This is a genomic window from Maritalea sp., assembly GCF_051251695.1.
Taxonomy (GTDB): domain Bacteria; phylum Pseudomonadota; class Alphaproteobacteria; order Rhizobiales; family Devosiaceae; genus Maritalea.
In genome coordinates, this window is the sequence record NZ_JBPOEU010000003.1 from 23,221 (window position 1) to 47,705 (window position 24,485).

Genomic DNA, 24,485 nt, shown 5'->3' on the forward strand with positions numbered 1-24,485 from the left:
AGACACCTGCCTTATATTAAGACAGGTGCCTTCGGGGTGTCAGGGGAAACTGACGGGGAGGGAGAACTGTGTTCACCGCACCTAAATGCGATGATTAAAGCTTACTCGTCATCCAAATCGCGTTTTTTCTTCTTCGGCTTTTCGGACGTGTCCTCATCATCAAAGCTTTTGGCTTTGTGCGCTGTCTTAAAGCGATCGAATTCTTCACGGTCACGGGCCATATGCAGGCTTTGCAAGAACTCTTCAAAATCTGAACGTTCTTGTTCTAGACGCATCCGCTCTTCTTCAAGGCGACGCATTTCAGCTTCGCGATATTCGTCAAACGCTGCATTTCCTGTGGCATTATGACGACCATGACGGCCAGCGCGACGGCTTTTCATCTTGCATTTTTGGTTCTTCATCCACTTTTCTGCCTTGTCGCTAGAGCCACCGTAATGTTCGCCCCACAAAATGTAGGCAAGCATTGCAAGGCCAAGCGGCCAGAAGAAAACAAAGCCTAAAACCATCAGGGCGATGTTAAGTGGAGACCAATGGGGTTTAATAACTGCTGTGCTCATTTTTTTCTTCCTTCATCAACGATACACAATATTTGGGGGCTAGTTGGCGTGCTTCAAGCGTCAAAAAAATGAAAATTACCTCTTGAAATGGACAAAAACTGAACCAATCGGGCGTGAATTTTCATAAAAATCATAGGAATTGCGGCCTCAATTGCTTATTGATGGGCAAAAATTGGTTGAAATCTACAATGATAAATAATCTCGCGGCCAACAATATTGGCTCTCATCATCGCCTTCGCTTGGAAACGCTTGTTCGATTGCGCTGGCTTGCGGTCATTGGCCAATCTGTTGGTGTATTGGTCGTTGCCTTTGTCTTTAACTACAGTCTGCCATTGGGCGCATGTTTTACGCTTATTGCCTCTTCTGCGTGGCTGAACGTCATTTTGCTGATCAAATATCCAGCGAGTTTTCGCGTGCCCTCGGTCTATGCTGCGGCGCTGTTGGCTTATGATTCAATTCAACTGGGCGGCTTACTCTACCTTACAGGCGGGTTGTCTAATCCATTTTCAATTCTGCTGCTGGCTCCAATTTCAGTTTCCGCCACCACCCTAAGCTTTAGATGGACAATTGCCTTAAGCGTATTGGCGGTGGTCATCGCGACCATATTGGGGTTCTTTCATTTCTCGTTGCCTTGGGACGCGCAAATTCCAATTCAGTTTCCAAAATTATACACCTTTGGCATCTGGGTGGGGATAGTATGTGGTGTCAGTTTCATCTCAGCCTATACCAACCGCGTTGCACACGAAGCGCGTCAATTGGCCGATGCCCTGAGTGCCACGGAATTGGTGCTGGCCCGGGAAACTCATATCAGCGCGCTGGATGGGTTGGCCGCCGCCGCTGCCCATGAGTTGGGGACGCCGCTCGCGACAATCGCGCTGGCTGGAAAAGAAGCCCTTTCTGACCTCAATGACCCAGGTTCAGTCAAAAAAGACCTTGAACTGATTTCAGAACAGGCCGCACGCTGCCGGACTATTTTACAAAAACTGCGCAATTTAAATGCGGGGGAAGACCCGTTTAGCGAGTTAACGCTGTCTGATCTGCTGGCTGAAGTCGCAGAGCCGCATAGGTTTTTTGGTATCGACATTGAAATGCATAAAAAGGGCAAAGGGGCTGAGCCCAACATTGCGCGCAACGCGGGTCTTATTTATGGGCTAGGCAATTTCATTGAAAATGCTGTGGATTTTGCGGATCAAAAAGTCACGATTGATCTTGATTGGTCCGATAAACAAGTATCGGTAAATATCCAAGATGATGGGTCCGGCTTCGCCCCCGAGATGTTGTCTCGATTGGGCGAACCCTATTTGACCACACGACCCAAGGATGAATTGGTGGATAACGACCCGACGGAACCCGGTGGTCTGGGGTTAGGGGTGTTCATCGCCAAAACGCTATTGGAGCGCGCTGGAGCGCAAATTGCTTTCGCCAATATGACGGCCAAGGGCAATGCCTGCGTCAATATACGCTGGCCGCGAGAGGTGATTGAAATTCAAAAGTGAGATATGATGCCTGCTGGGGAGATGAGATGACTATTGCCGCGCGGCAATGCGCAGCATAAGTTTGTGTGATTGCGAGGTATTATTATGATCAATGTACAAGAGCTAATGGACAAAGATCTGTCTTTGCTGCTTGTCGATGATGACAAGCCATTTCTAACGCGGCTTGAACGGGCGATGCAAAAACGCGGATTTGACGTTCGGGTGGCGGATAGTGTTGCCGCGGGTATGGCACAGGTGAAGTCCAATCCACCGGCATTTGCAGTTGTTGATATGCGCTTAGAAGACGGCAACGGCTTGCAGGTTGTTTCTGCCCTTAATGAAATACGTCCCGACGCGCGGGCTGTTGTTTTGACCGGTTATGGCAACATCGCAACAGCGGTAACGGCCGTAAAACTGGGTGCAGTTGATTATTTGGCAAAACCAGCTGACGCGGACGATGTGTTTAAGGCATTGATGGCGGCAGACGACGACATAAAAGCAGACCCGCCAGAAAATCCAATGTCCGCCGACCGGGTTCGATGGGAACATATCCAACGGGTTTATGAATTGTGCGACAGAAATGTTTCTGAAACGGCGCGGCGTTTAAATATGCACCGCCGCACACTGCAGCGCATTTTGGCAAAACGCGCGCCCCGTTAGCAAATGGGCTAGGCTTAAATTTCGCGTGATCGATGTATCTGGTGGTTTCAGAAATTCCACCAGCCTGATAGCGTGATCTCAATCAATTCTTGCCGACAAAAAACAGGGTGAATATGACCGTAACTCTTTCATTTCATGGTGCCGCTGGCACAGTCACCGGTTCAAGCTATCGCATAACCCACCCTAAGGGGCAGTTTCTCGTTGATTGCGGCCTGTTCCAAGGCAACAAGACCGTGCGAGCGCTAAACCTGAAGCCGTTTCCCTATGGCCCAGCCGATATTGACTTTATGTTGCTTACGCATGCCCATATTGATCATGCGGGGCTTATTCCCAAATTGGTCAAACATGGGTTTAAAGGCCCGATCCACGCGACAAAGGCTACAATCGGATTGATGGGATATTTGCTGCCAGATAGCGCTGGCATTCAGGAGTTTGAGGCTGAACGGCAAAACCGCCGTCGGTCGCGAAAAGGTCAAGACCCAGTTGAGCCGCTTTATACCCGCGACGATGCGCAAGAAGCGCTTAATCGATCTAAAGGCTATGACTATCAAAACTGGTTCGAACCCGGCCCCGGCGTCAAAGTGCGGTTTTGGAACGCTGGACATATTTTGGGTTCATCCTCAATTGAAGTCCAAGTTATGGACGACGATGGCAAGCCTATCCGTATTCTATTTTCGGGTGATATTGGCCCGGACGAAAAAGTGTTTTACCTAGAACCAGATGCCCCCGCAGGCTTTGACTATATCTTGTGCGAAAGCACCTATGGCGGCCGGGATCGCGATGACTATTCGCTTGATGAGCGCCGCGAAGCCTTCAAGAAAGAAATCAATCGCGCTTTGGACAAGGGCGGGAATTTGGTGATTCCATCCTTTGCGGTGGAACGCAGCCAAGAGCTTTTGCATGATATCGGCTTGCTGATCAAAAATGGCGACATTAATCCTCATTTGGTGTTCTTAGATTCGCCGTTGGCGCGCAAGGTCACAACGGTCTTCAAAGAACACGCCGCTGATTTAAAAGACGTGGAACTAACCCCCGAAGAACTGTTCGCTGATGAGCGTTTTCGGATTGTTGAAACTGTTGAAGAATCAAAAGCCATCAATAAAATAAATGGCGGCGCGATCATTATGTCGGCATCCGGGATGTGCGATGCGGGCCGGATTAAACACCATTTGCGCAATAATATATCAGACCATAAATCCACAGTGCTGTTTGTCGGCTATCAAGCGCCAGGCACCCTGGGGCACGTCATCCAGTCGGGTAAATCCGAAGTGCGCATCCACGGTAAAAATCATGCTGTTAAGGCCGATATTCGCCGCATCGGCAATTACTCGGCGCACGGAGATCACACTGAACTGATGGAGTGGATCGGCGAACGTCTGCCTGCCCATGGAGCCATTTTCCTCACCCATGGGGAAGATGAAGGGCGCAAAGCAATGCAAGATGCGTTGGCAAAACTCGGATTAACCGGCGATCAGGTTCGTGCGCCACAGCTAGACGATACGTTTGAACTCAAAGCCACCGGCATTAAAAGTGTTCGTCATACCAAAGCGCCACGTATCGATCCCGCGCAATTCAATATGGATTGGACGGGCGAATATGCGCAATTCACAATTGAATTGAACCAGCTTCTTTCAAGTGGGATGGATGATAAAGATCGTCTGGCATTGATCAAAAAACTTCAGCGCCAGCTTAAAACAGACTAAAGCGCGTTTGGCCCCGGGTCCATCAAGTGGTGGATCCGGTCCGCCCCCATGCGCGCAATGCGAAGCATAATCGCCTTGCGCCGCGCGGCGGGTAATTTATCTTCTTGTGCAGGGCGCAAAATTTCAGCCCCATGCCCATCGGCAACGATTAAACCTTCATCTTCAGGGAAAATATCACCATTGAGTTCGGGCGGTTTGGCGAAGAAAAATCGGTCGCAATATTGACTATATTCAGGCCATTTATTGTCCACCTGATAGTCTTGCAAACTCGACTTAATCTCAATGATCCAAATGTCGCCTTTTGGCCCAACACCAAGCAAATCCGCACGACGGCCTGTGGCAAGGGTCACTTCTGCATAACAACAAAAATCAAACCGTTGACGCAAAAGGCGCATGGTGCCGCGTTGCACGCGCAAGGCGGTTTCAGATTGTCTTCCATCAATGATGGGCGGTAAATTTTCCAGATGTGAAGTCATGCCTAGAGTTTAGGTGATTTCTGCGTCCCTGAAAAGCTGCGACCGCCAAGCGCCCCAGCAAATATCAGTCCCAATATCAGCAATGGTAATGGCGCAAGAAAGGCCATGCGAATGCCAAATGCTTCCGCGATAAAGCCAAGACTTGCTGGGCCGATAAAGAACACGAGAAACGCCGTTTGTGCCAAGGAGGCAACGTTGGTCGAAGCAGAACGGTCTCCGCGCCGTGCGGCAGCGGATACAGCAAGCGGATAAATGATGCTTGAGCCCATTCCCAACAACATGAAGCCTAAAACAGCAAGCCAAAATGTTGGAGCAACCCCCACCAATGCAACGCCCACAATTGTAATCAACAATGAAATGCGCGCCATGATTACTGTGCCAAAGCGCTCAACAATTGGGTCAGCAAAAAACCGGGTCAGCGCCATCACCAACGTAAAAGCGATCAAGCTGGTGCTTTGGGCAAACTCGCCAATTTCAAAACTGTCGCGCATGTAAATGGTGGACCAGTCGATGCCAGCGCCCTCCGCAATCAGCGCGCCAAAAGACACCGCACACAATGTCAAAATGAAAGGCGTTGGCCGGGTGAAGATGCTTGTCTTTTCTAGGCTTGCGTCGGGCTTTTCGGGCGCCATTAGTTGGCCAAAAACCGTAAGAACTGTGCCAAAAACAACAATTGGAAAGGCCATGATCATGTGCATAAGTGGCGCAACATCAAAGTGCCGCATCAACCCACCAAGCAGTGCCGCTGCGAAAAAACCAAAGCTCCAAAACCCATGGCAACGGTTCATAATCCGTCGGCCGATATGCGCTTCAAGTCGATCAGCTTCTACATTGATCGAAATCTCCATCGCGCCAACACTCATGCCGCCAACAAAAATGGCGATGACCATCAGCGCGTAATTGGTGGACCCACCAACGACAATATAAAGGGTGGCCATGGCCAAATTGGCGAAAAGAAATGTATTTTTGGTGCCAAAACGTTCGATCAACGGCGCACCGAAGGTCAAAAAAATCAACATGCCAAACGAGCTGCCCATCAGCGCAAGGCCAAGCAATCCTTCTGCGATGTTGAGTTGTTCTTGTATGTCAGCAAGCCGCGACAACATGCTGCCAAGGCCAAAAGAAAACAGGAAGAAAATCGCGTATATGCGGTGTTGGGCTTTAATCATGGGAGTTAATCTCAAAAAGGCAGGAGGTGTGCGCCGGACGCTAGGCGAGATTTTAAGCCATAGCAAACAAAAAATGGCCTCCTATAAAGGAGGCCAAGTGCCTGCGATGCCCAACGGAGGAGGTATTAGGCCGCAGAAAATTCTGAAAGAATGTGCCGACGAATTAAAGAAGAGTTTGGTCCTGCTCGCTTAGGAAATGGATATGTCCCATAGTTGCAGTCCTGTTGTTAATCGCAGGTTTTGAAGCGCATAAGTGCAAACGCGCAGCTGATCTAGCCAATGTTCACGCGATGCTGAACACCCGCCTTTGATGTGATGCCGTGCCGTTTAGGTGGCTTGCCCACCACCTTCTCGCTCATAATTTGCACCCCAGAAAAACTATTGCGGACAAATCCGTAACGTCGATATCCTGACCCCGGCGAGGGCGTGTTGTATTTGTGCTGATCGTAATTTTCATTGAAACGGCGACGGTCGGGACCAAAATAGCTATTGGTCTCAAAAAATGTGTGCTTCACATCGATCTGTTTTGATAACCGCTTGCGGATTTTATCCACCGACCAAGGTAGGGTCAAAATATCGTCGAACCCGACATCAACGCATTCCAAAATGATGGCTTTTGACGGCGTTTCAACAAAACAAATTAACGGCGCGAACCGAACCAGAATGTCGTCGCTTTCACGGATGGATTTGATCTGTGCGCGGGTAGTATCGAAATTGGCAGCGTAATCGAATAGAAAAAATGAGGCAGAACTGACCTTTGGTTGGCGTTCTACTTCCCCCAGCCCCAAAAATGGGCGCACGGACTTAAAACCCAAATCGGTCGCAATATCGCCAATCAACGCGACAGAATTGGGGTTCGTACCCATATTTGTGGCAGACTCAAAGGGCAATTTTTTGCTTTCAGGACAATCGTGTCGACTATCGAAAAGCTGATTACTTAACTAATAGTCAAAATAATGGTAATGAAACTAAGGGTGAACTATTAATTTTTCGTCGAGAAACTGAAATTCTCTGCGGTCATGCGATAGTTAGCCCCCGGATGCATCAGGCGTGCATAGGTGATCGTTTGACCCTCAAGGTGCGTGCGTCGCTCAATGACAAACAAGGCATCGTTCGGTTTCAGGCCCAAAATAGCGGCCTGATCAGCATTTGCATTTTCCGCCGAAAAGAAATGCGCGGCCTCTGAATAGGGCAAGTTTTCCACCAGCCATTCATTGGGATTAACAATGTCAAATTTAGTACCAACGGCATCAGGGGCCAATGCCAGATTGATCCAACGCTCTTCAAGTTGAAAGGGCTGATCGTCAGCAAAATGCACAGAACGCAAATATAGGGCTTGGGTGTTTGGCGGTAGGTCTAATGCCGCCGCCGCTATGCCGGTGGGCACCAATTGTTTTTGTGCCAACATTGAAAAATGATAGCGTTTTCCGCGTGCTTCAACTTCTTGGCGTACAAGGGGAATCGTAACCTTTGTCGCCCGCGCACCAGCGGACGCGACCCGCGTGCCAGCACGGCGTTTACGCAACACAAATCCTTCTTCCGCAAGCTCTCTAATCGCCCGATGGGCGGTAGCGCGTGCGCAATTGTAACGCTGGGCGATTATTTCTTCATGTTCGATCTTGTCACCCGGGCGCAACTCACCATTTCGAATCCGGCCAAGCAGCTCATTCTTAATTTTGAGATATGCAGGTTCCAAGGGTGAGGTCATGTTCTATAAAAGTGCTCGCAATTTGCGCACTGCCGTTTTGAACCGCTGTTCAATCTGGCTGCGATTTTTATGTTCGCCCTTACTAACAATGTGACGGCCTGCTGACCATAGGTTTGTAACGCGATCTTGGCGGGCGGCAAACATCCAATAATCAAGGGCCATGCTTTGTTTCAACCCATCGGCTAAAAACGCGTCCGGCTCAATGCTCATCAAATCCGCCCAATGTCCAACCGCGATTTCGCCGCTTTGACGGCCAAGGGCTAGAGCGCCACCGGCAGCCGCGCTTTGCAACAAAAATTGGCTGTTGGAGCCATGTGGGTTGGCCAAAACGGTGCGCTGGTTCGTCGCGTAGCGTTGTGAATGCTCTAGTGTGCGCAGCTCCTCAGTAAGGGATATGCGCAAATCGCTATCTGAGCCAATGCCAAACGTGCCGCCGTTTTCCACAAACCGCGTGCCGTCAAATATCCCGTCCCCTAAATTGGCTTCAGTAATCGAACAAAGCCCTGCAACCGCGCCAGATTTTGCGAGCCCAATGGTTTCACTGGGCGTCATATGGGTGCAATGGATAAGGCACCAACGCTCATTGACAGAAGTGTTCTCCAGCAGCCATTCAATAGGGCGTGCGCCAAATTTTGCCTCAACTTCTGCCACTTCAATTTTTTGCTCAGAAATATGCATGTGAACGGGGCGATCGGGCAGTAGCTTTGTGACTTGTTCGAGCAAGCCCGGGTTCACCGCTCGTAGTGAATGGGGCGCAACGCCAAGAGAAAAATCGCATGGCGCATCGTTTAGTGCAGATTTTGATCCATCAACAATGTGCTCGAAAAGTTCAAAATCACTGCCAAACCGCAACTGTCCGCCTTTTAACGTTTCTTCATTGACCCCGCCAAAGCAATAAAGCACGGGCAGATGGGTTAGACCCAAGCCAATCGTTTTCGCGGCTTCAATAATTTGTACGCTGGTTTCTGCCGGATTGTCATAGGGCGTCCCGCCTTTTTGATGGTGTACATAGTGGAACTCACCAACCGATGCGAACCCTGTTTCGGCCATTTCCATGAAAGTAAACGCGGCGATAGCGTGAATATCGTCGACGCTTAAATCATCCAAAAACCGGTACATGACGTCCCGCCATGTCCAAAAACTGTCAGTTGACGCTCCGCGTCTTTCTGACAAACCGGCCATTGCGCGCTGAAACGAGTGGCTATGTACATTTGCCAAGGCAGGCAGCAATATCTGGGCACCCAGATCTAGGGCGTCCTTGGTCGGGCTCGCATCCTGTTCAATGGCGGTGATTTTGCCGCCACTTATGCTGATCAGGACATCGTCTGCCCACCCATTTGCCAACAAGGCGGATTTTACAAAAATTTGCTGCATTTGTTTCACTTGACCAATTTCATATGCATGTACATAATCATAATAAGCATATACATATTAACGATTGAAACAAGCTTTGCTTTTTATAAAAACCGACAAGAAGCTAAACCATATGACTTCACAAACGCCAAAAAACTATGTGCTGACCAACATCACAATCGCGTCTATGGCGCAAAACGCTGGGCGATATGGCGGGTTGATTGAATTGGGTTCAATTGCGGTTGAAGGTGAAAATATTGCTTGGGCGGGTCCATCAGCAGACTTGCCGCAAAAGTTCTCCGGGTTCGAACAAATTGATCTAGAAGGCGCGCTGGTCACCCCGGGGCTCATCGATTGCCACACACATATTGTTTATGGCGGCAATCGCGCAACCGAATTTGAAATGCGGCTTGAAGGGGCGAGTTATGAAGAAGTTGCCCGCGCTGGTGGCGGCATTCTTTCAACGGTCACCGCAACCCGTGCCGCAAGCGTTGATGAATTGGTGCAAAGCGCCCTGCCACGGCTTGATGCGTTGATCGCAGAAGGTGTGACGACAATTGAAATTAAGTCCGGCTATGGGCTCGATCTAAAATCCGAACGCAACATGTTGTTGGCGGCGCGCAAGCTTTCAACTTTGCGTTCGATCAACATCAAAACAACATTTTTGGGCGCCCACGCGACACCGCCAGAGTTCAAAGGCGATAGCGATGGCTATATCGACCAGGTCGCCAACACGATGCTGCCAACCCTTGCTGTTGAAGGTCTTGTGGATGCGGTTGATGGGTTTTGCGAGGGCATCGCATTTTCAACCGATCAAATCCAATTGGTCTTTGATAAGGCCCGTGAACTCGGCATTCCGGTAAAACTGCATGCCGAACAGCTGAGCAATCTTGGCGGCGCGGCGCTTGCTGCGTCCTATCAAGCTCTATCGGCCGACCATCTTGAATATCTGGATGAGGCAGGCGTTAAAGCCATGGCAGAAGCTGGGACGGTGGCGGTTCTTCTGCCGGGTGCATTTTACACCCTGCGCGAAACCCAAGCCCCACCGCTTGATCATTTACGGGCGCACAATGTGCCCATCGCCATTGCCACCGATAGCAATCCCGGCTCGTCCCCACTTACGTCTTTATTGTTGACCATGAACATGGCTGCAACCCTGTTTCGCATGACCCCAGAAGAGGCATTGGCCGGGGTGACATTGAACGCGGCCAAGGCGCTCGGCATTGAGCAATCTGTCGGCTCAATCGAACAAGGCAAACGCGCCGACTTGGCCATTTGGGATGTGAAACATCCCTCAGAACTTGCCTATCGCATAGGCTTCAACCCATTGAAAAAATCTGTCTTTGGAGGACAATTATAGTGTTGGTTTTAACCCCGGGTGCTGCCAGCTTAAGCCAGCTCGAACAAATCTACCGCGACGGTACGCCCGTCAAACTGTCAGATGATGCCCGCGCGCCGATTGAGCGGGCGGCTGAAATTATTTTTAAGGCATCGCAAGGTAACGCCGCCGTTTATGGCGTGAATACTGGCTTTGGTAAACTGGCCAAAACCCGTATCGCGGTTGAAGATACAGAACAATTGCAACGCAACCTGATCCTGTCCCACGCATCAGGCGTTGGTGAGCCTTTGGCGCAAAATATCGTCCGGTTGATGATGTCGCTTAAACTGTTGTCACTTGGGCGCGGTGCGTCGGGAACCAAATGGGAAACGGTTGACCTTATCCAAGAGATGCTGGCCAAAAACGTAACACCGGTAATCCCGGGTCAGGGCTCGGTTGGCGCTTCGGGCGATCTCGCGCCGTTGGCCCATTTGGCAGCAGTGATGATTGGCGAAGGCGAAGCTTTTTATCAAGATGAACGCATGTCTGGCCAAAAGGCACTCGAGGCAGCGGGCTTAACGCCGATTGTCTTGGGCCCGAAAGAGGGTTTGGCGCTGATCAACGGCACACAAACCTCGACCGCATTGGCGTTGGCGGCTTTGTTTGATACTTGGCGGTTGGCCAAAACGGGGTTGGTCACCGGCGCGCTTTCAACGGATGCGGCCATGGGATCATACGCGCCGTTCCGCGAAGAAATTCAAACCTTGCGCGGCCATCAAGGTCAAATTGATGCGGCTCAAACATTGCGCGATCTATTGGATGGTTCGCAAATCCGAGAAAGCCATCGCGAAGATGACGAACGCGTACAGGATCCATATTGCCTGCGCTGTCAGCCCCAAGTGATGGGCGCGTGCCTTGATCTTTTGCGTCAGGTTGCGGTGACGTTGCATATTGAAGCAAATGCCGTGACCGATAATCCATTGGTTATTGACGAGCACAACATCATTTCAGGCGGTAATTTTCACGCTGAACCGGTGGCGTTCGCCGCAGACCAAATTGCGTTGGCCATCGCAGAGATCGGCGCGATTGCACAGCGACGCATTTCATTGTTGGTTGATCCAGCTCTGTCGTTTGGGCTGCCTGCATTTTTAACGCCAAATCCGGGGCTTAATTCAGGCTTCATGATTGCAGAAGTGACCTCGGCGGCGCTGATGTCAGAGAATAAACAAAAAGCATCGCCTTGCTCTGTTGATTCAACACCAACCAGTGCAAACCAAGAAGATCATGTTTCAATGGCCTGTCATGCGGCACGACGATTGCTGGAAATGAACACCAATCTATCGCACATTTTGGGCATTGAATTGCTTAGCGCAGCACAGGGCGTGGAATTACGTGGACCTATCAAAACGTCGTCCACCTTGGTCTCGCTTTTATCCACATTGCGCAAGTCGATCCCGTCGCTTGAAGAAGACCGTTACATGTCACCCGAATTGGTGGCCGCTGGCCAATATGTGCTTGGCAACGACTTGTTGGCGGACGCCGGGCAGAAACTGGAGCTGACACGCTGATGCATCCTGTTGAGGTTAAAATGGGCGAAAGCCCGATCATGTTGGGTATGCCGCATACGGGTACTTATGTGCCGGATCACATCATGTCGCAGCTGAACGAACGCGGTCAAAGTTTGGTGGATACTGATTGGCATATTGATCAGCTTTATGATGGGCTTTTGGACAATGTCACCGTGGTTCGGGCAACATTTTCTCGATATGTGATTGATGCAAATCGTGATCCAGAAGGGGTGTCGCTTTACCCCGGGCAAAACACCACAGGCCTTTGCCCCACCCAAGATTTTGAAGGCAAAAGCATCTATTCTGAGGGCCAAGAGCCTGATGAGGATGAAATTGAAGCGCGCCGTAAAGATTTTCACGCGCCCTATCATCAAGCCATCCAAGACCAAATGGATCGCCTAAAGGCGCTGCATGCTAAAGTGGTGCTTTATGATTGCCACTCTATTCGTTCCGAGTTGCCGTTTCTGTTTGAAGGCACGTTGCCTGATTTAAATCTTGGCACAAATGACGGCAAAACCTGCGCGAAGATAATTCAAACCGAAGCGAAACGCATTTGCGCCAATTCTGGCTTTAGCACCGTGCTTAACGGGCGCTTTAAAGGCGGCTGGACCACACGGTATTATGCCGATCCTGAAAATGGCCAACATGCCTTTCAAATGGAAACGGCCCAGAGTGCCTACCTCACCAACGAGCACGCGCCGTGGACATATGATCAGGCCAAAGCCGACAAGTTACGGCCAACCCTGAAATCAATTCTTGAAATGATGAATAATTTTGCGCTGACCAGCGACCCCAACAAGGGAGAATGAAGATGACTGACAACCCACGCAAAAATGCGCGCACGGTGCGCTCGCCAATTGGCCAAGACCTGATATGCGGTGATTGGACAACAGAAGCGCCAATGCGCATGTTGATGAACAATTTGGACCCAGATGTGGCAGAAAACCCGCATGAATTGGTGGTCTATGGCGGCATTGGCCGGGCGGCGCGGACTTGGGCAGATTTCGACAAAATCGTTGATACGCTGAAAACGCTCAAAACTGACGAAACCTTGCTGGTGCAGTCGGGAAAGCCGGTTGGGGTTTTTAAAACCCATTCAGAAGCGCCACGGGTTTTGATTGCCAATTCAAACCTTGTGCCCCATTGGGCAAATTGGGATCATTTCAACGAACTCGATAAAAAGGGTTTGGCGATGTATGGCCAAATGACCGCCGGGTCATGGATCTATATTGGGTCCCAAGGCATCGTGCAGGGCACTTATGAAACCTTCGCGGAGGCTGGGCGTCAACATTACGGCGGCAGCTTGAAGGGCAAATGGATATTGACCGGCGGTTTGGGCGGCATGGGCGGTGCGCAACCGCTTGCCGCTGTGATGGCGGGCGCATCTTGTTTAGCGGTGGAGTGCAATCCAGATTCAATCGATTTCAGATTGCGCACCCGCTATATCGACGAAAAAACCGGCAGTTTGGATGAAGCGCTAGAAATGATCGAGCGCTGGACAAAGGCCGGTGAGGCCAAATCCGTTGGGCTGTTGGGTAATGCGGCGGATGTGTTTCCTGAACTGGTAAAACGCGGCGTGCGGCCTGACATTGTGACAGACCAAACCTCTGCCCACGATCCCACCAATGGCTATTTGCCGATTGGTTGGAGTATGGCGGAATGGACCGACAAACGCGAAAGCGACCCAAAGGCTGTCGAAAAAGCCGCGCGTGCGTCCATGCGTGTGCAGGTGCAGGCCATGTTGGACTTTCACGCAAAGGGCATTCCAACGGTTGATTATGGTAATAATATTCGCCAAGTGGCCAAAGATGAGGGGCTAGAAAACGCTTTTGATTTCCCTGGCTTTGTGCCCGCCTATATTCGTCCGCTATTTTGCAGGGGTATCGGGCCGTTCCGTTGGGCCGCGCTTTCGGGCAATCCCGAAGATATTTACAAGACCGATCAAAAGGTCAAAGAGATTTTGCCCCACAATAAGCATCTGCACAATTGGCTGGATATGGCCCGCGACCGGATTGCCTTTCAAGGCTTGCCTGCTCGTATTTGTTGGGTGGGGCTCGGGGACCGGCACAAGCTTGGCATGGCGTTTAATGAAATGGTCGCCAATGGCGAGCTGGATGCGCCGGTTGTTATTGGGCGTGACCATTTGGACAGTGGCTCTGTAGCCTCGCCGAACCGAGAAACCGAAAGCATGAAGGATGGATCCGACGCTGTGTCGGATTGGCCATTGCTTAACGCGCTGTTGAACACGGCGTCTGGGGCGACATGGGTATCAATCCATCATGGTGGTGGCGTGGGCATGGGCTTTTCCCAACATTCAGGCGTGGTAATTGTTGCAGATGGCACCCCCGAAGCGTCAAAACGGCTTGAGCGGGTCCTTTGGAATGACCCGGCAACCGGCGTCATGCGCCACGCGGATGCTGGCTACGACGAAGCGCTGGATTGCGCGCGTGAAAAGGGATTGAATTTACCCGGAATTTTGTAAGGACCTAAAACCCAAAGAGGAGGAGAAACCAATGAAAAGACGCGATTTTTTGAAGGCTGGCGCAGTAGGTGTTGCAGCAGGAACGTTAGCGACGCCAGCACTCGCTCAGGATGTGCGCCAATGGAAAATGGTCACTGCATGGCCCAAAAACCTGCCCGGACCGGGTGTTGCTGCACAAATGTTGGCAGATCGGATTGAGGTTCTTTCCGGTGGTCGGATCAAAGTAAAACTTTACGCCGCTGGCGAACTTGTGCCGGGCCGTGGTGTATTTGATGCGGTTTCGGAAGGCACAGCTGAGCTTTATCATGCCGTTCCTGCCTATTGGGGTTCAAAATCCAAAGGCATATTGATGTTCGGATCACAGCCTTTTGGTTTGCGCGCAGACGAGCAATTTGGCTGGCTTTACCATGGTGGTGGTCAGGCGCTTTATGACCAAATGTATGCGCGATTTGGCCTAAAACCGTTTCTTTGCGGCAATTCGGGCCCACAATGGCAAGGCTGGTTTAAAAACGAGATCAAATCGGCGGAAGACCTTAAAGGGCTTAAATTTCGGACCACCGGATTGGCTTCTGAAATGTGCGCCAAGGTTGGCATGTCCGTCGAGGCGATGAGTGGCCCAGCGATGTTCCAGGCGTTGCAAACCGGCGCGTTGGACGCGGGTGAATTTATCGGTCCGTGGACGGATAGCGCCCTGGGCTATTATCAAGTGGCGAAAAACTACTATTGGTCCGGTGTTGGCGAGCCATCTTCTGCAGAAGAATGTGTGGTCAATTCCAAAGCCTATAATGATTTGCCCGCTGACCTACAGCAAGCCGTCGCGATGGCTTGTGAGAGTTTGTACAACCCAGTTTGGACTGAATATACCACCAAGCACGCGATTGCCTTGAAAAAGCTTGTTGCCGAAGAAGGCGTTCAGGTGCGCAAATTACCAGATGACGTCATTGATGCCTTTGGTGTAGCGGCGAAAGAAGTGGTGAGCGAACTGCGCGAAGACCAAGACGAGTTGGTGCGTGAAATCACGGAAAGCTTTGTCGCCTATCGCGATTCAGTTGGTTCATACATGACCTATGCCGACAATGGTCAAATGAACGCCCGTGCCCACGTTCTCGGCTATTGATATTTTGGTGTCGCCCCAAATGGGCGGCACCTTCTAATTCGCGAATGGGGGAAATCTATGCGCATCGAAGATCGGCTTGATCAGCTGGCCATTTTTACCGGACGTGCCATAAAGTGGCTCGCCATTTTAATGCTGTTGGTGCAGTTCTTCATCGTCGTTTCCCGTTATGCTTTTGGCATAAACTCCATCGCCGTGCAGGAGCTGGTGCTCTATTTCCATGCCAGTCTCTTTATGATCGGCGCTGCGTACACCTTGCAAATCGATGGACATGTGCGGGTTGATATTTTCTACGCGCGGCTAAGCGCCAAACGAAAAGCAATGATCGATATTTTCGGGCATCTGGTGTTTTTACTGCCCTCAATGCTGACCATTCTATATTGGTCTTGGCCCAGCGTGCGCAACGCTTGGAAAATTAAAGAGGGGGCGATTTCGGTTGGTGGATTGCCCGCTAGTTTTCTCTTGAAAACCCTTATTCCTATCTTTTGTATTTTGCTGATCATCCAATCAATTGCCTGCCTGTTAAGGCATTTCAACACATTGAGGGGAGAACATTAAATGGCCGCTCACCTCGACCTCATTATGTTTGCTGCGCTGATTGGTGCAATTCTAATTGGCTTTCCAGTCGCGTTTTCTATCGCGGGCGTTGCCGTGTTGTTCGCGTTTTTGGGCAGCACACTGGGCGTCATGGATATTGGCTTGCTCGGTGCTTCCGGCCAGCGGATTTTTGGCCTGCTCACCAACAATGTGCTTATTGCCATTCCCCTTTTTATCCTGATGGGGTCCGTGTTGGAGAAAAGCAAAATCGCCGAGGAATTACTCGAAACGATGGGCAGGGCATTTGGCAGTTTTCGGGGTGGACTGGGCATATCCGTTGTGCTGGTTGGCGCTTTACTTGCCGCATCAACAGGCATTGTGGGCGCAACAGTTGTCGCAATGGGCATGATTGCACTGCCCGCAATGCTGCGTGCAAATTACGATAAAGGACTTGCTGCAGGTACTGTTTGTACGGCGGGCACGTTGGGGCAGATTATACCCCCGTCAACATTGCTGATTATCCTTTCCGACGTCATGTCAAATGGCTTCCAACAAGCCCAATATGCGCAAGGAAAATTCACTATTGAAACATTGTCGGTTGGCCAAATTTTTGCCGCTGCTTTGTTTCCCGGGCTGCTTTTGGTCGCGCTCTATATCACTTATCTGATCATCAGGGGCCTGCTACGCCCTCAAGATATGCCACCATTGCAGATATCAGAAAACCACGTGGTACTCGCGGACACCCTGCGTGCGATCCTGCCGCCAGTTGGTTTGATTATCGCCGTTTTAGGTTCCATCCTAACGGGGATAGCGACCCCAACCGAAGCTGCATCCGTTGGCGCGGCTGGGGCTATTTTTATGGCTGCGCTCAAACTTAAAATTGGTGGGAACTTTCTCAAAGTTGGCTTGGTTGCTCTGCTGTTGCTCGCTGTGCTGACCCAGTATTTTCCGGTGCGTCTGCAACGAAATGATCTGACCGGTTTTGATATTGCGCTGGGCGTTTTCTATATCGTCTTGGCACTGGCTGGCGGCGCGGCATTGCTCAAGGCAGTATATGGGTTGGTGCAACACAAGATTTTGCAACCCGCCCTCACCGCGACCACAACAATGACATCGATGATTTTTGCCACGATCCTTGCCGCCGGCATGTTCTCGCTGGTGTTTATCGGCTTAGGGGGCGAAGAGCGGGTGGCAGATATTTTGGCCAACACGCCCGGTGGCGCGACCGGTGCGCTGATTTTTTCCATGCTGGTGATTTTCGTTTTGGGTTTCTTTCTTGATTTCGTCGAAATCGCCGTCATCGTTTTACCGCTCATTGTGCCGGGCTTGATTTTGCTGGGACACGATCCGGTTTGGCTTACCGTGCTTATCGCCATTAATTTGCAGACTTCGTTTTTAACACCGCCGTTTGGTTTTTCACTGTTCTATTTGCGCGGCGTTGCGCCCAAAGAAGTTTCCACAGGCGATATTTATCGAGGGGTTGCGCCTTATATTGGCTTACAAATAATTGGTGTTGGTCTGATCTGGCTTTGGCCGTCATTCGCCACTGCACTGCCCAACTGGCTATTTTAGGCATTAAACGTCAGCGTGGCTTTGAATTGAGGCATGAATACACAATTTAGACATATTGGCGCGTTTCAGTATAATGGAGTTTTAGCGCGGGGGCGCTGTTCAGTTGAGGGAATACACTATGCGCCGTTCCAAAATCGCAATTTATAAGCTGTTGATCGTTTGTCTCATTTTGGTTGGAGGTCTTTCCAACGCATTTGCGCAAATCTCAACGCGCGTGCTGACCATAAAAACAGCACCCAACAATATTGAATTGCAGTCAGTGTTCATTGATGGGCAACGGGCCAAAATCATTTCGAGCCAATCTGGATATTCCTTTGTGGAAGTGCGCGCGGACGTGAATGAGTTTCGGTGCAAATATACCCTTTCAGTCATTGCCGAGAATGGTCGGTTCTTGCGTAAGAAATATGATTTGTGCGAAGAAGTCTGGCAAATCGATGTCGACTTTGCCGACGACGGTGCAGGCACCTCCAAAAAACAAATCTCCATTGTGCCTTCAGACCCAGAAGTGCGGATCTATTCGCTTGCCGTTAATGGAAAACCGCAAAGCTTCACGGCCTTTATCGATTCAAACCGGATAGAGTTTACACTGCGGCGCGGGCCATCTGGATATAAATGTAGCGCGGCGCTGGACGCTTTATTGTCAAACGGCAACCGTTTTAAAGAACAAGTCGATTTGTGCGCGAACAATAATGAAGTTGTGCTGGACCTTGAGCCAGAGCGCAAATATTTTGAAGTTCTAACCATTCGCTCGACCATCAAAGACGACCGCATTTCATCGGTACGTGTTGATGGGCGCAAAGTGCCGATTTTGCGCTGGATTACCAATGGCGTGCGGACACGTTTAGCCGCTGGCGCAGATAGTTTTAAATGCGATGCGAAATTGGAAGTTGATTTCGCTTCGGGGGCTAAAGCGGCCGGCACCATGGATATTTGTGCGGAAAACTTTGATGTAACGCTGACCCCTGCAGCCCAGTATAAATCAGACACCAACATGTCCGCATCATTTGCGTGGCGGTTCATTGCGCCAAAAGACGCGAACGATATGGCCGTCGTGGAGCATTTTTCCCGCAGTGGTCGCAAAGGATTTGTTGCGGTATGCGAACCTGGTAGCCGCAACGCCACCGTCTATGTCACGGGCTTTCCCGTATCAGCCGATTTTAACAGTCGACTAAAACTGCAAAGTTGGGCTGGCCAATATAAAGACACACGCGAAGTGCGCATTGGTCGTTCGCCAATTGGCAATAAGCTAAGCGGGCCGTCATTTTCTCTAAGCACCAAAAATGGGCTTTGGAATGGTTTGATTTCAGGCAGCGCATATACGCTTATTGCAGACGAAGAACATCGCTTGCGCCTATCCCTTAAGGGAAGCGCGGGGCCGGTGCGTGAATTCGTCCGCGCTTGTAATCAACAATTTTACGGCCCTTCCGTAAGTGGAGATGTAACAAACGACTCGAGTTTGAAATGGACAAAACCGCGTCAATCCAATGGTGGACATCGTTTGGTGTTCGGCGACCTGGGAACGGACCGCATCGGCCTAGACGCGCGGTGTGACGAAGGGGAAGGTTTCGCTCAAGTCATGTTCGCTTCTGCGCCGACGGACCTCAGCCAAAATACGTCTGTTGAAGTGTTTTGGGACACGGTCGGCAATCAAGGCACACAAGTCGCTAGAACGCGCAATGTGCCAAATATTGATTGGGGCACCGTGCCCGTTGCTCAAATTGAGATGAATGATGGGTTCTGGGCAAGTCTTGCTGGCGGCAATATTGTGCATATCGCCATGGATGGACGCCGGATGGCAACCTATTCGCTTAAAGGCAGTGCGACCCCGGTTCGTCAGTTTGTCGACGCTTGTCGTCAATATGTTGCGGAACCAGAGCCGCGCCAGCCTTTGACGCCGGATCAGCCCACTCGCGAAGAACAAGTGTTTGATTCCATCATTGATATTTTCAATGGAATTTCTGAACGCAGCAATGGTGGCATTCAAATTGAAATAGAAAGCAGTAATGCGGGTGCCGACAGAGCGTTGCAACAATATCGCAATAACCCCAATTTGATTTGTACGGATGTCGTTTTGCCCCAAGCTTTGGGCGGCGGAAACGTCAATTCGTCCTTTATCAATCAAAGTGCTAGCCCCGTTGACCTCTTCCAAGTTGCCGCCAATGGACAGCGGATTAGGGTGCGGGATATTCCGTCCGGCGCAAGGCTTTCTGTGGATGCCCCACAAGGACAATCTTGGGAAGTTCGTCGCCGAAATGGCGGCTGCGTGACCAGTTTCGTGTCACCACGCCAAGATGTGGAGTTTTTGATCAAGCAGAACATGGGTGAAGCTGATCCAGGCGCCTTCGCAAAAAGCTATCAGTGTGATGGCAGACAAGTTCAAGTGGTGGTTGCCCCAAATCACGGCTTCGCCATTATCGACGGTCGATATGCTGTACACCGGGCAAAAGTTAGCGGACGCGCCCAAGACATCTGGGGTGATATGAGCGCTTCCATTTCGGACCAGCAGTTGGTGGTGCGGGGCGGCGACGTGCCAGATTATGACTGCACGGCGAACTAGTTCGTGCGTTAAATTGCCAGCTTTTTGGCAATAATAAATGCGGCTGGGATGGCGAGCAAATAGCCGACTATCCCAGCCACCGATATCGCCATTCCGTCTGAAATAGGTAGGGTTGGTGCAACCAGCACGCCGATCACGGCCATCCCTGCCAGCATTGATCCAATAATTATCCATAAAACAGCAGTGAGTTTCATCGTGTTCTCTCCTCAATGATATTGAAGAGAGTTTGCGTCGATCCCAAAAAACATGCATTGACCAACATCAAATGCCGCTGGTAAGTTCAGTAAATAAATATTGTTTTGAGTAAAAAAGTTTTATGAATAATGAAACCGACATGAATTGTCGGCAGGAGGGGAAGAATGAGCGATAGAGTTCAAAACCGTTTGGCACGTCTGCGCAAACGGATGTCCGAGCATAATGTGGACCTGGTTGCACTTGCGCCCGGTGCGCACATCCAGTGGTTGCTGGACTATTACCCCTATCCTGATGAGCGCATGTGCGTGCTGCTTATTGGTCCGACAACTGAAGCGTTTGTTATGCCGGTGCTAAACGCCAACGCGGTGCGCGAACATACCAGCATCAAGTTTTTCAATTGGGCGGACGCGGATGGTGCTTCAAAAGCGCTCGACGAAGCGCTTAAAGACGTGACCAGTGGCACAGTTTCAAAAGTGTCGTTGGACGAAACCATGCGCGCAGACTTTGCGCTCAATCTTTTGGCAGCGCTGCCGGGGGCAAAACATTGCTTCACCGAAGAAACCGTGGGCGCATTGCGGATGCGCAAGGGCGATGATGAGTATAAACTGCTCAAAATGAATGCGCTCATTGCCGACGGCGCACAACAAGTTGCCGCCGATGCTGCTCGGGTCGGGGTGACTGAAAATGACGTTGCCGAAGCGGTCAAAGAATATTTCATTTCTCAGGGCGCTAAACCAGCATTTGATATTGTGGGTGCCAACGAAAATGGCGCTTTCCCGCATCACCATACCAGTGACCGCGTGATCAATCAGGGTGATGTTTTGGTGGTTGATATTGGTGGCATCAAAAAAGGCTATCCAAGCGACATTACCCGTATGGTGTCGGTTGGTGAACCGAGCGAAGAATATCGCAAGGTCCACGCAACCGTAGAAGCTGCAGTTCAAGCCGCGATGAAAGCCGCTAAGCCGGGCGTTATGGCCAAAGATGTTGATGCAGCCGCGCGTGCTGTTATTACCGAAGCGGGATATGGCGAATATTTCACGCACCGTTTAGGTCATGGTTTGGGCATTGAACTCCATGAGCCGCCCTACATTTCGGCCTCTTCAGAGGTTGTTTTGGATGAAGGCATGGTATTCTCCATCGAACCGGGCATTTATTTGCCGGGCAAGTTTGGCGTGCGGCTCGAAGAGATTGTGATTTTACGTGCGGATGGGCCGGAAGTGCTTTCCGAACGCTCGCGTGATGTGGTGATTTCTAAGAGCTAGGGACGCATATGTGGGTGTTTTTGGCCCCACCCCACCCTTAATCCCTCCCCATCAAGGGGAGGGAAGCTCATTTTGCAAACACTTTCCGTTCCATCATAGGGGAAAAGGCTTGGGCAACGCCGTTACTCTTACTATCTCCCTCCCCTTGATGGGGAGGGATTAAGGGTGGGGTGCTTACAGCATCAGCAATGCCTGAACACGAAGTCGAACCCAAATCAGTTTATAATCTTCGCTTCAGTTGCTTTTTGGATATCTTCCCGTGAAACATCTGGGGCTGTCTCAACGATTTCCAAACCACCAGGTTTCACGTCAAATACGCCTAAGTCGGTAATGATACGGTCAACAACCCCGGTTCCAGTAAGCGGCAGGGTGCATTCTTTTAGAATTTTGGATGCGCCGTGCTTATTGGTGTGATCCATGACAACCACAACGCGGCCAACGCCGGCAACAAGGTCCATTGCGCCGCCCATGCCTTTGACGAGTTTGCCAGGGATCATCCAATTGGCAAGGTCACCGTTTTCAGCAACTTCCATCGCACCCAAGATAGCCATGGCGATCTTGCCGCCCCGGATCATGCCAAACGAAGTTGCACTATCAAAATAGGCGGTTTGGGGCAGTTCGGTGATTGTTTGCTTACCTGCGTTAATCAGGTCCGCATCGATTTCATCTTCTGTTGGGAATGGGCCCATGCCCAACATGCCGTTTTCCGATTGAAGCGTGACATTGATGCCCTCAGGAATATAGTTGGCCACCATTGTTGGAATGCCAATGCCAAGGTTTACATACGTGCCGTCTTGCAACTCTTGGGCTGCGCGGGCAGCCATTTGATCTCTTGTCCAGCTCATTTACGCCTCCCTAACTGTGCGTTGCTCAATCCGTTTTTCGTGTTGACCCTCAACAATCCGATGCACATAAATGCCCGGCAGATGGATGTAGTCTGGATCAAGCGACCCGACAGGCACGATCTCTTCAACTTCCATCACACACACTTTGCCGCAAGTTGCTGCGGGTAGGTTGAAGTTGCGTGCAGTTTTTCTAAAAATCGCATTGCCGGTTTCGTCAGCTTTCCACGCCTTGACGATGGAAAGATCGGCAAAAATGCCTTCTTCCATAATGTAGGTTTCGCCATTGAAATCGCGGTGGTCTTTGTTTTCTGCAATGATCGTGCCGACGCCTGTTTTTGTATAAAAACCGGGAATGCCCGCGCCACCTGCCCGCATACGTTCGGCCAATGTGCCTTGCGGATTAAACTCAAGTTCAAGCTCACCAGAAAGATACTGGCGCATAAACTCAGCGTTTTCTCCAACGTAAGACGAGATCATTTTTTTGACTTGTCTTGTTTGCAGCAAAATGCCGATGCCGAAATCATCCACACCCGCATTATTTGAAGCGAATGTAAGGTCTTTAACACCTGACGTTCTGATCGCATCGAGCAGCAGTTCCGGTATGCCGCAAAGGCCAAAGCCGCCAGCGGCAATTAACATATCATCATGGAGAAGACCGTTCAGGGCCTCTTCAGGTGAATTATAAATTTTGTTCATATTCCCTCCTAAAAAACCGCTTTGCGGTTCTCAAACTTCAATCGCCATGGCAATGCCCATGCCGCCGCCAATGCATAAGCTTGCGATGCCGCGCCCGCCGCCGCGTGCCTGCAACGCATAGATCAATGTGCTCAGCACCCGCGCACCAGACATGCCGACCGGATGCCCCAATGCAATTGCGCCGCCATTGATATTGACCTTTTTCGGATCAACGTCCAATTCTTTCACAACTGCTAAACTTTGAGCGGCGAAGGCTTCGTTAAACTCAAAAAGGTCCACTTGATCTAAAGACCAACCTGCCCGTTTTGCCGCTAAGCGCGAAGCAGAAATCGGGCCGAGCCCCATAAAGGCGGGATCAAGCCCGGTATGGGCATAGGCACGAATGCTTGCCAGTGAGGTCAGCCCGTCGTCCGCTGCCCGAACCGCGTCGGCTATGACAAGGGCAGCTGCACCATCGTTAATGCTGGAGGAATTCGCCGCGGTTACGGAGCCTTCCTGATCAAATATGGGGCGTAATTTGCCCATCAATTCAATGTTTGTATCGGGGCGAACGCTCTCATCAGCGCCAAATTTAACTTCGCTTTTACGCGTTTTGATGGTGATGGGTATGATTTCGCTATCAAAGAAACCATTGGACTGCGCAGCCGCTGCTTTATGGTGCGATGCTAAAGCGAACTGATCCTGTTCTTCTCGTGACAGGTTATATTTCTTTGCGACATTTTCGGCCGTATTGCCCATTGGGTAGCCATGAAACGCATCGGTAAGCGCATCAAACATCATGCTGTCGACAAGTTTCAGATCACCGGCCTTTTTGCCTTGCCGGATCGGCGCGACATGGGGCGCGTTGGTCATGCTTTCTTGCCCGCCAGCCACCACATAGCTGGCGACACCCGTTTGAATTTGCTGCGCCCCAAGCATAATGGCGCGCAAGCCCGAGCCGCACACTTGGTTGATGGTCGCTGCCGGCGTATGGTCTGGCAAGTCCGCGTTGCGTGAGGCTTGTCGCGCTGGGTTCATGCCTGCACCACCGGTTAATACCTGGCCCATCAAAACTTCATCAATAGCGTCATTTTCGACACCAGACTGGGCGACTGCCGCTTTGATCGCAATAGAACCCAATTCAGCGGCGCTATGATTGGAAAGCGTTCCGGTTAAGGCGCCAATTGGTGTGCGCTTTGCGCTTAGGATGACAAGATCTTTGATCGACATGGCATTGCCCACTCTAGCTTTGATGA

General features: G+C 50.7%; 22 protein-coding genes. 12 read left to right on the top strand and 10 right to left on the bottom strand.

The window, feature by feature from the left end; genetic code table 11:
- Positions 1-101 precede the first annotated feature (101 nt).
- Complete coding sequence (locus ACSHWX_RS02025; RefSeq protein WP_435666511.1) at positions 102-557, bottom strand: DUF2852 domain-containing protein; 456 nt, start codon at positions 555-557, stop codon at positions 102-104.
- Between the two features lie 188 nt (positions 558-745).
- Here ACSHWX_RS02025 and ACSHWX_RS02030 point away from each other — a divergent pair, with 188 nt between their 5' ends.
- The 3 genes from ACSHWX_RS02030 (at position 746) to ACSHWX_RS02040 (ending at position 4,395) form a co-directional block, all read left to right on the top strand.
- Positions 746-2,053, top strand: coding sequence for an ActS/PrrB/RegB family redox-sensitive histidine kinase (locus tag ACSHWX_RS02030; protein WP_435666512.1), 1,308 nt, complete (start codon positions 746-748; stop codon positions 2,051-2,053).
- Between the two features lie 84 nt (positions 2,054-2,137).
- Complete coding sequence (locus ACSHWX_RS02035) at positions 2,138-2,692, top strand: ActR/PrrA/RegA family redox response regulator transcription factor (protein ID WP_435666513.1); 555 nt, start codon at positions 2,138-2,140, stop codon at positions 2,690-2,692.
- A gap of 113 nt (positions 2,693-2,805) precedes the next feature.
- Positions 2,806-4,395, top strand: coding sequence for an MBL fold metallo-hydrolase (locus ACSHWX_RS02040; RefSeq protein ID WP_435666514.1), 1,590 nt, complete (start codon positions 2,806-2,808; stop codon positions 4,393-4,395).
- Here the strand turns inward: ACSHWX_RS02040 and ACSHWX_RS02045 are convergent.
- The 5 genes from ACSHWX_RS02045 to ACSHWX_RS02065 all read right to left on the bottom strand — a co-directional run bounded on the left by ACSHWX_RS02045 (position 4,392) and on the right by ACSHWX_RS02065 (position 9,122).
- Complete coding sequence (locus tag ACSHWX_RS02045; protein ID WP_435666515.1) at positions 4,392-4,871, bottom strand: MmcB family DNA repair protein; 480 nt, start codon at positions 4,869-4,871, stop codon at positions 4,392-4,394. The genes ACSHWX_RS02040 and ACSHWX_RS02045 overlap by 4 nt on opposite strands.
- Positions 4,872-4,873: 2 nt before the next feature.
- Positions 4,874-6,040: an MFS transporter gene (locus ACSHWX_RS02050; RefSeq protein ID WP_435666516.1), complete on the bottom strand. Its 1,167-nt coding sequence runs from the start codon at positions 6,038-6,040 to the stop codon at positions 4,874-4,876.
- A gap of 272 nt (positions 6,041-6,312) precedes the next feature.
- Entirely contained in the window at positions 6,313-6,906 is a 594-nt protein-coding gene (locus tag ACSHWX_RS02055; RefSeq protein WP_435666517.1) for a hypothetical protein, read from the bottom strand.
- 116 nt (positions 6,907-7,022) lie between these two features.
- Entirely contained in the window at positions 7,023-7,748 is a 726-nt protein-coding gene (locus ACSHWX_RS02060; RefSeq protein WP_435666518.1) for a UTRA domain-containing protein, read from the bottom strand.
- Positions 7,749-7,751: 3 nt separating this feature from the next.
- Positions 7,752-9,122 carry a formimidoylglutamate deiminase gene (locus ACSHWX_RS02065; RefSeq protein ID WP_435666519.1) on the bottom strand — a complete coding sequence of 457 codons (1,371 nt, stop codon included), beginning with the start codon at positions 9,120-9,122 and terminating at the stop codon, positions 7,752-7,754.
- Between the two features lie 112 nt (positions 9,123-9,234).
- On the opposite strand from ACSHWX_RS02065, the gene hutI reads away from it, so the two are divergent.
- The 8 genes from hutI to ACSHWX_RS02105 all read left to right on the top strand — a co-directional run bounded on the left by hutI (position 9,235) and on the right by ACSHWX_RS02105 (position 20,249).
- On the top strand, positions 9,235-10,461 hold the full coding sequence (gene hutI / locus ACSHWX_RS02070; RefSeq protein WP_435666520.1) for an imidazolonepropionase: 1,227 nt from the start codon (positions 9,235-9,237) through the stop codon (positions 10,459-10,461).
- On the top strand, positions 10,458-11,987 hold the full coding sequence (gene hutH, locus ACSHWX_RS02075) for a histidine ammonia-lyase (protein ID WP_435666635.1): 1,530 nt from the start codon (positions 10,458-10,460) through the stop codon (positions 11,985-11,987). The genes hutI and hutH overlap by 4 nt, the downstream gene beginning before the upstream one ends.
- Positions 11,987-12,796, top strand: a complete 810-nt coding sequence (gene hutG, locus ACSHWX_RS02080) for an N-formylglutamate deformylase (RefSeq protein WP_435666521.1) — start codon at positions 11,987-11,989, stop codon at positions 12,794-12,796. Before hutH ends, hutG begins: the two co-directional genes overlap by 1 nt.
- A gap of 2 nt (positions 12,797-12,798) precedes the next feature.
- Positions 12,799-14,469, top strand: coding sequence for a urocanate hydratase (gene hutU, locus ACSHWX_RS02085; protein ID WP_435666522.1), 1,671 nt, complete (start codon positions 12,799-12,801; stop codon positions 14,467-14,469).
- A gap of 31 nt (positions 14,470-14,500) precedes the next feature.
- A complete protein-coding gene (locus tag ACSHWX_RS02090; protein WP_435666523.1) occupies positions 14,501-15,586 on the top strand; it encodes a TRAP transporter substrate-binding protein in 1,086 nt (361 codons plus the stop codon).
- Positions 15,587-15,643: 57 nt separating this feature from the next.
- Positions 15,644-16,141, top strand: coding sequence for a TRAP transporter small permease subunit (locus ACSHWX_RS02095; RefSeq protein WP_435666524.1), 498 nt, complete (start codon positions 15,644-15,646; stop codon positions 16,139-16,141).
- Entirely contained in the window at positions 16,142-17,692 is a 1,551-nt protein-coding gene (locus tag ACSHWX_RS02100; protein WP_435666525.1) for a TRAP transporter large permease, read from the top strand. It abuts the gene before it with no gap.
- Positions 17,693-17,810: 118 nt separating this feature from the next.
- Positions 17,811-20,249 carry a hypothetical protein gene (locus ACSHWX_RS02105; protein WP_435666526.1) on the top strand — a complete coding sequence of 813 codons (2,439 nt, stop codon included), beginning with the start codon at positions 17,811-17,813 and terminating at the stop codon, positions 20,247-20,249.
- An 8-nt stretch (positions 20,250-20,257) separates the two neighbouring features.
- Here the strand turns inward: ACSHWX_RS02105 and ACSHWX_RS02110 are convergent, their stop codons facing one another.
- A complete protein-coding gene (locus ACSHWX_RS02110; protein ID WP_435666527.1) occupies positions 20,258-20,443 on the bottom strand; it encodes a hypothetical protein in 186 nt (61 codons plus the stop codon).
- Positions 20,444-20,608: 165 nt separating this feature from the next.
- On the opposite strand from ACSHWX_RS02110, the gene ACSHWX_RS02115 reads away from it, so the two are divergent.
- On the top strand, positions 20,609-21,709 hold the full coding sequence (locus tag ACSHWX_RS02115) for a M24 family metallopeptidase (RefSeq protein WP_435666528.1): 1,101 nt from the start codon (positions 20,609-20,611) through the stop codon (positions 21,707-21,709).
- 215 nt (positions 21,710-21,924) lie between these two features.
- Here ACSHWX_RS02115 and ACSHWX_RS02120 read toward each other — a convergent pair whose 3' ends face one another.
- Genes ACSHWX_RS02120 through ACSHWX_RS02130 form a run of 3 tightly spaced genes read right to left on the bottom strand, consistent with a single transcriptional unit; the run spans position 21,925 to position 24,459 of the window.
- Positions 21,925-22,554, bottom strand: coding sequence for a CoA transferase subunit B (locus ACSHWX_RS02120; protein WP_435666529.1), 630 nt, complete (start codon positions 22,552-22,554; stop codon positions 21,925-21,927).
- Positions 22,555-23,250 (bottom strand): CoA transferase subunit A, encoded by a 696-nt coding sequence (locus ACSHWX_RS02125; protein WP_435666530.1) that lies wholly within the window; start codon positions 23,248-23,250, stop codon positions 22,555-22,557.
- 30 nt (positions 23,251-23,280) lie between these two features.
- The gene (locus ACSHWX_RS02130) at positions 23,281-24,459 is read right to left on the bottom strand and encodes an acetyl-CoA C-acetyltransferase (RefSeq protein WP_435666531.1); all 1,179 of its coding nucleotides are present in this window, start codon (positions 24,457-24,459) and stop codon (positions 23,281-23,283) included.
- Between the last annotated feature and the right edge of the window lie 26 nt (positions 24,460-24,485).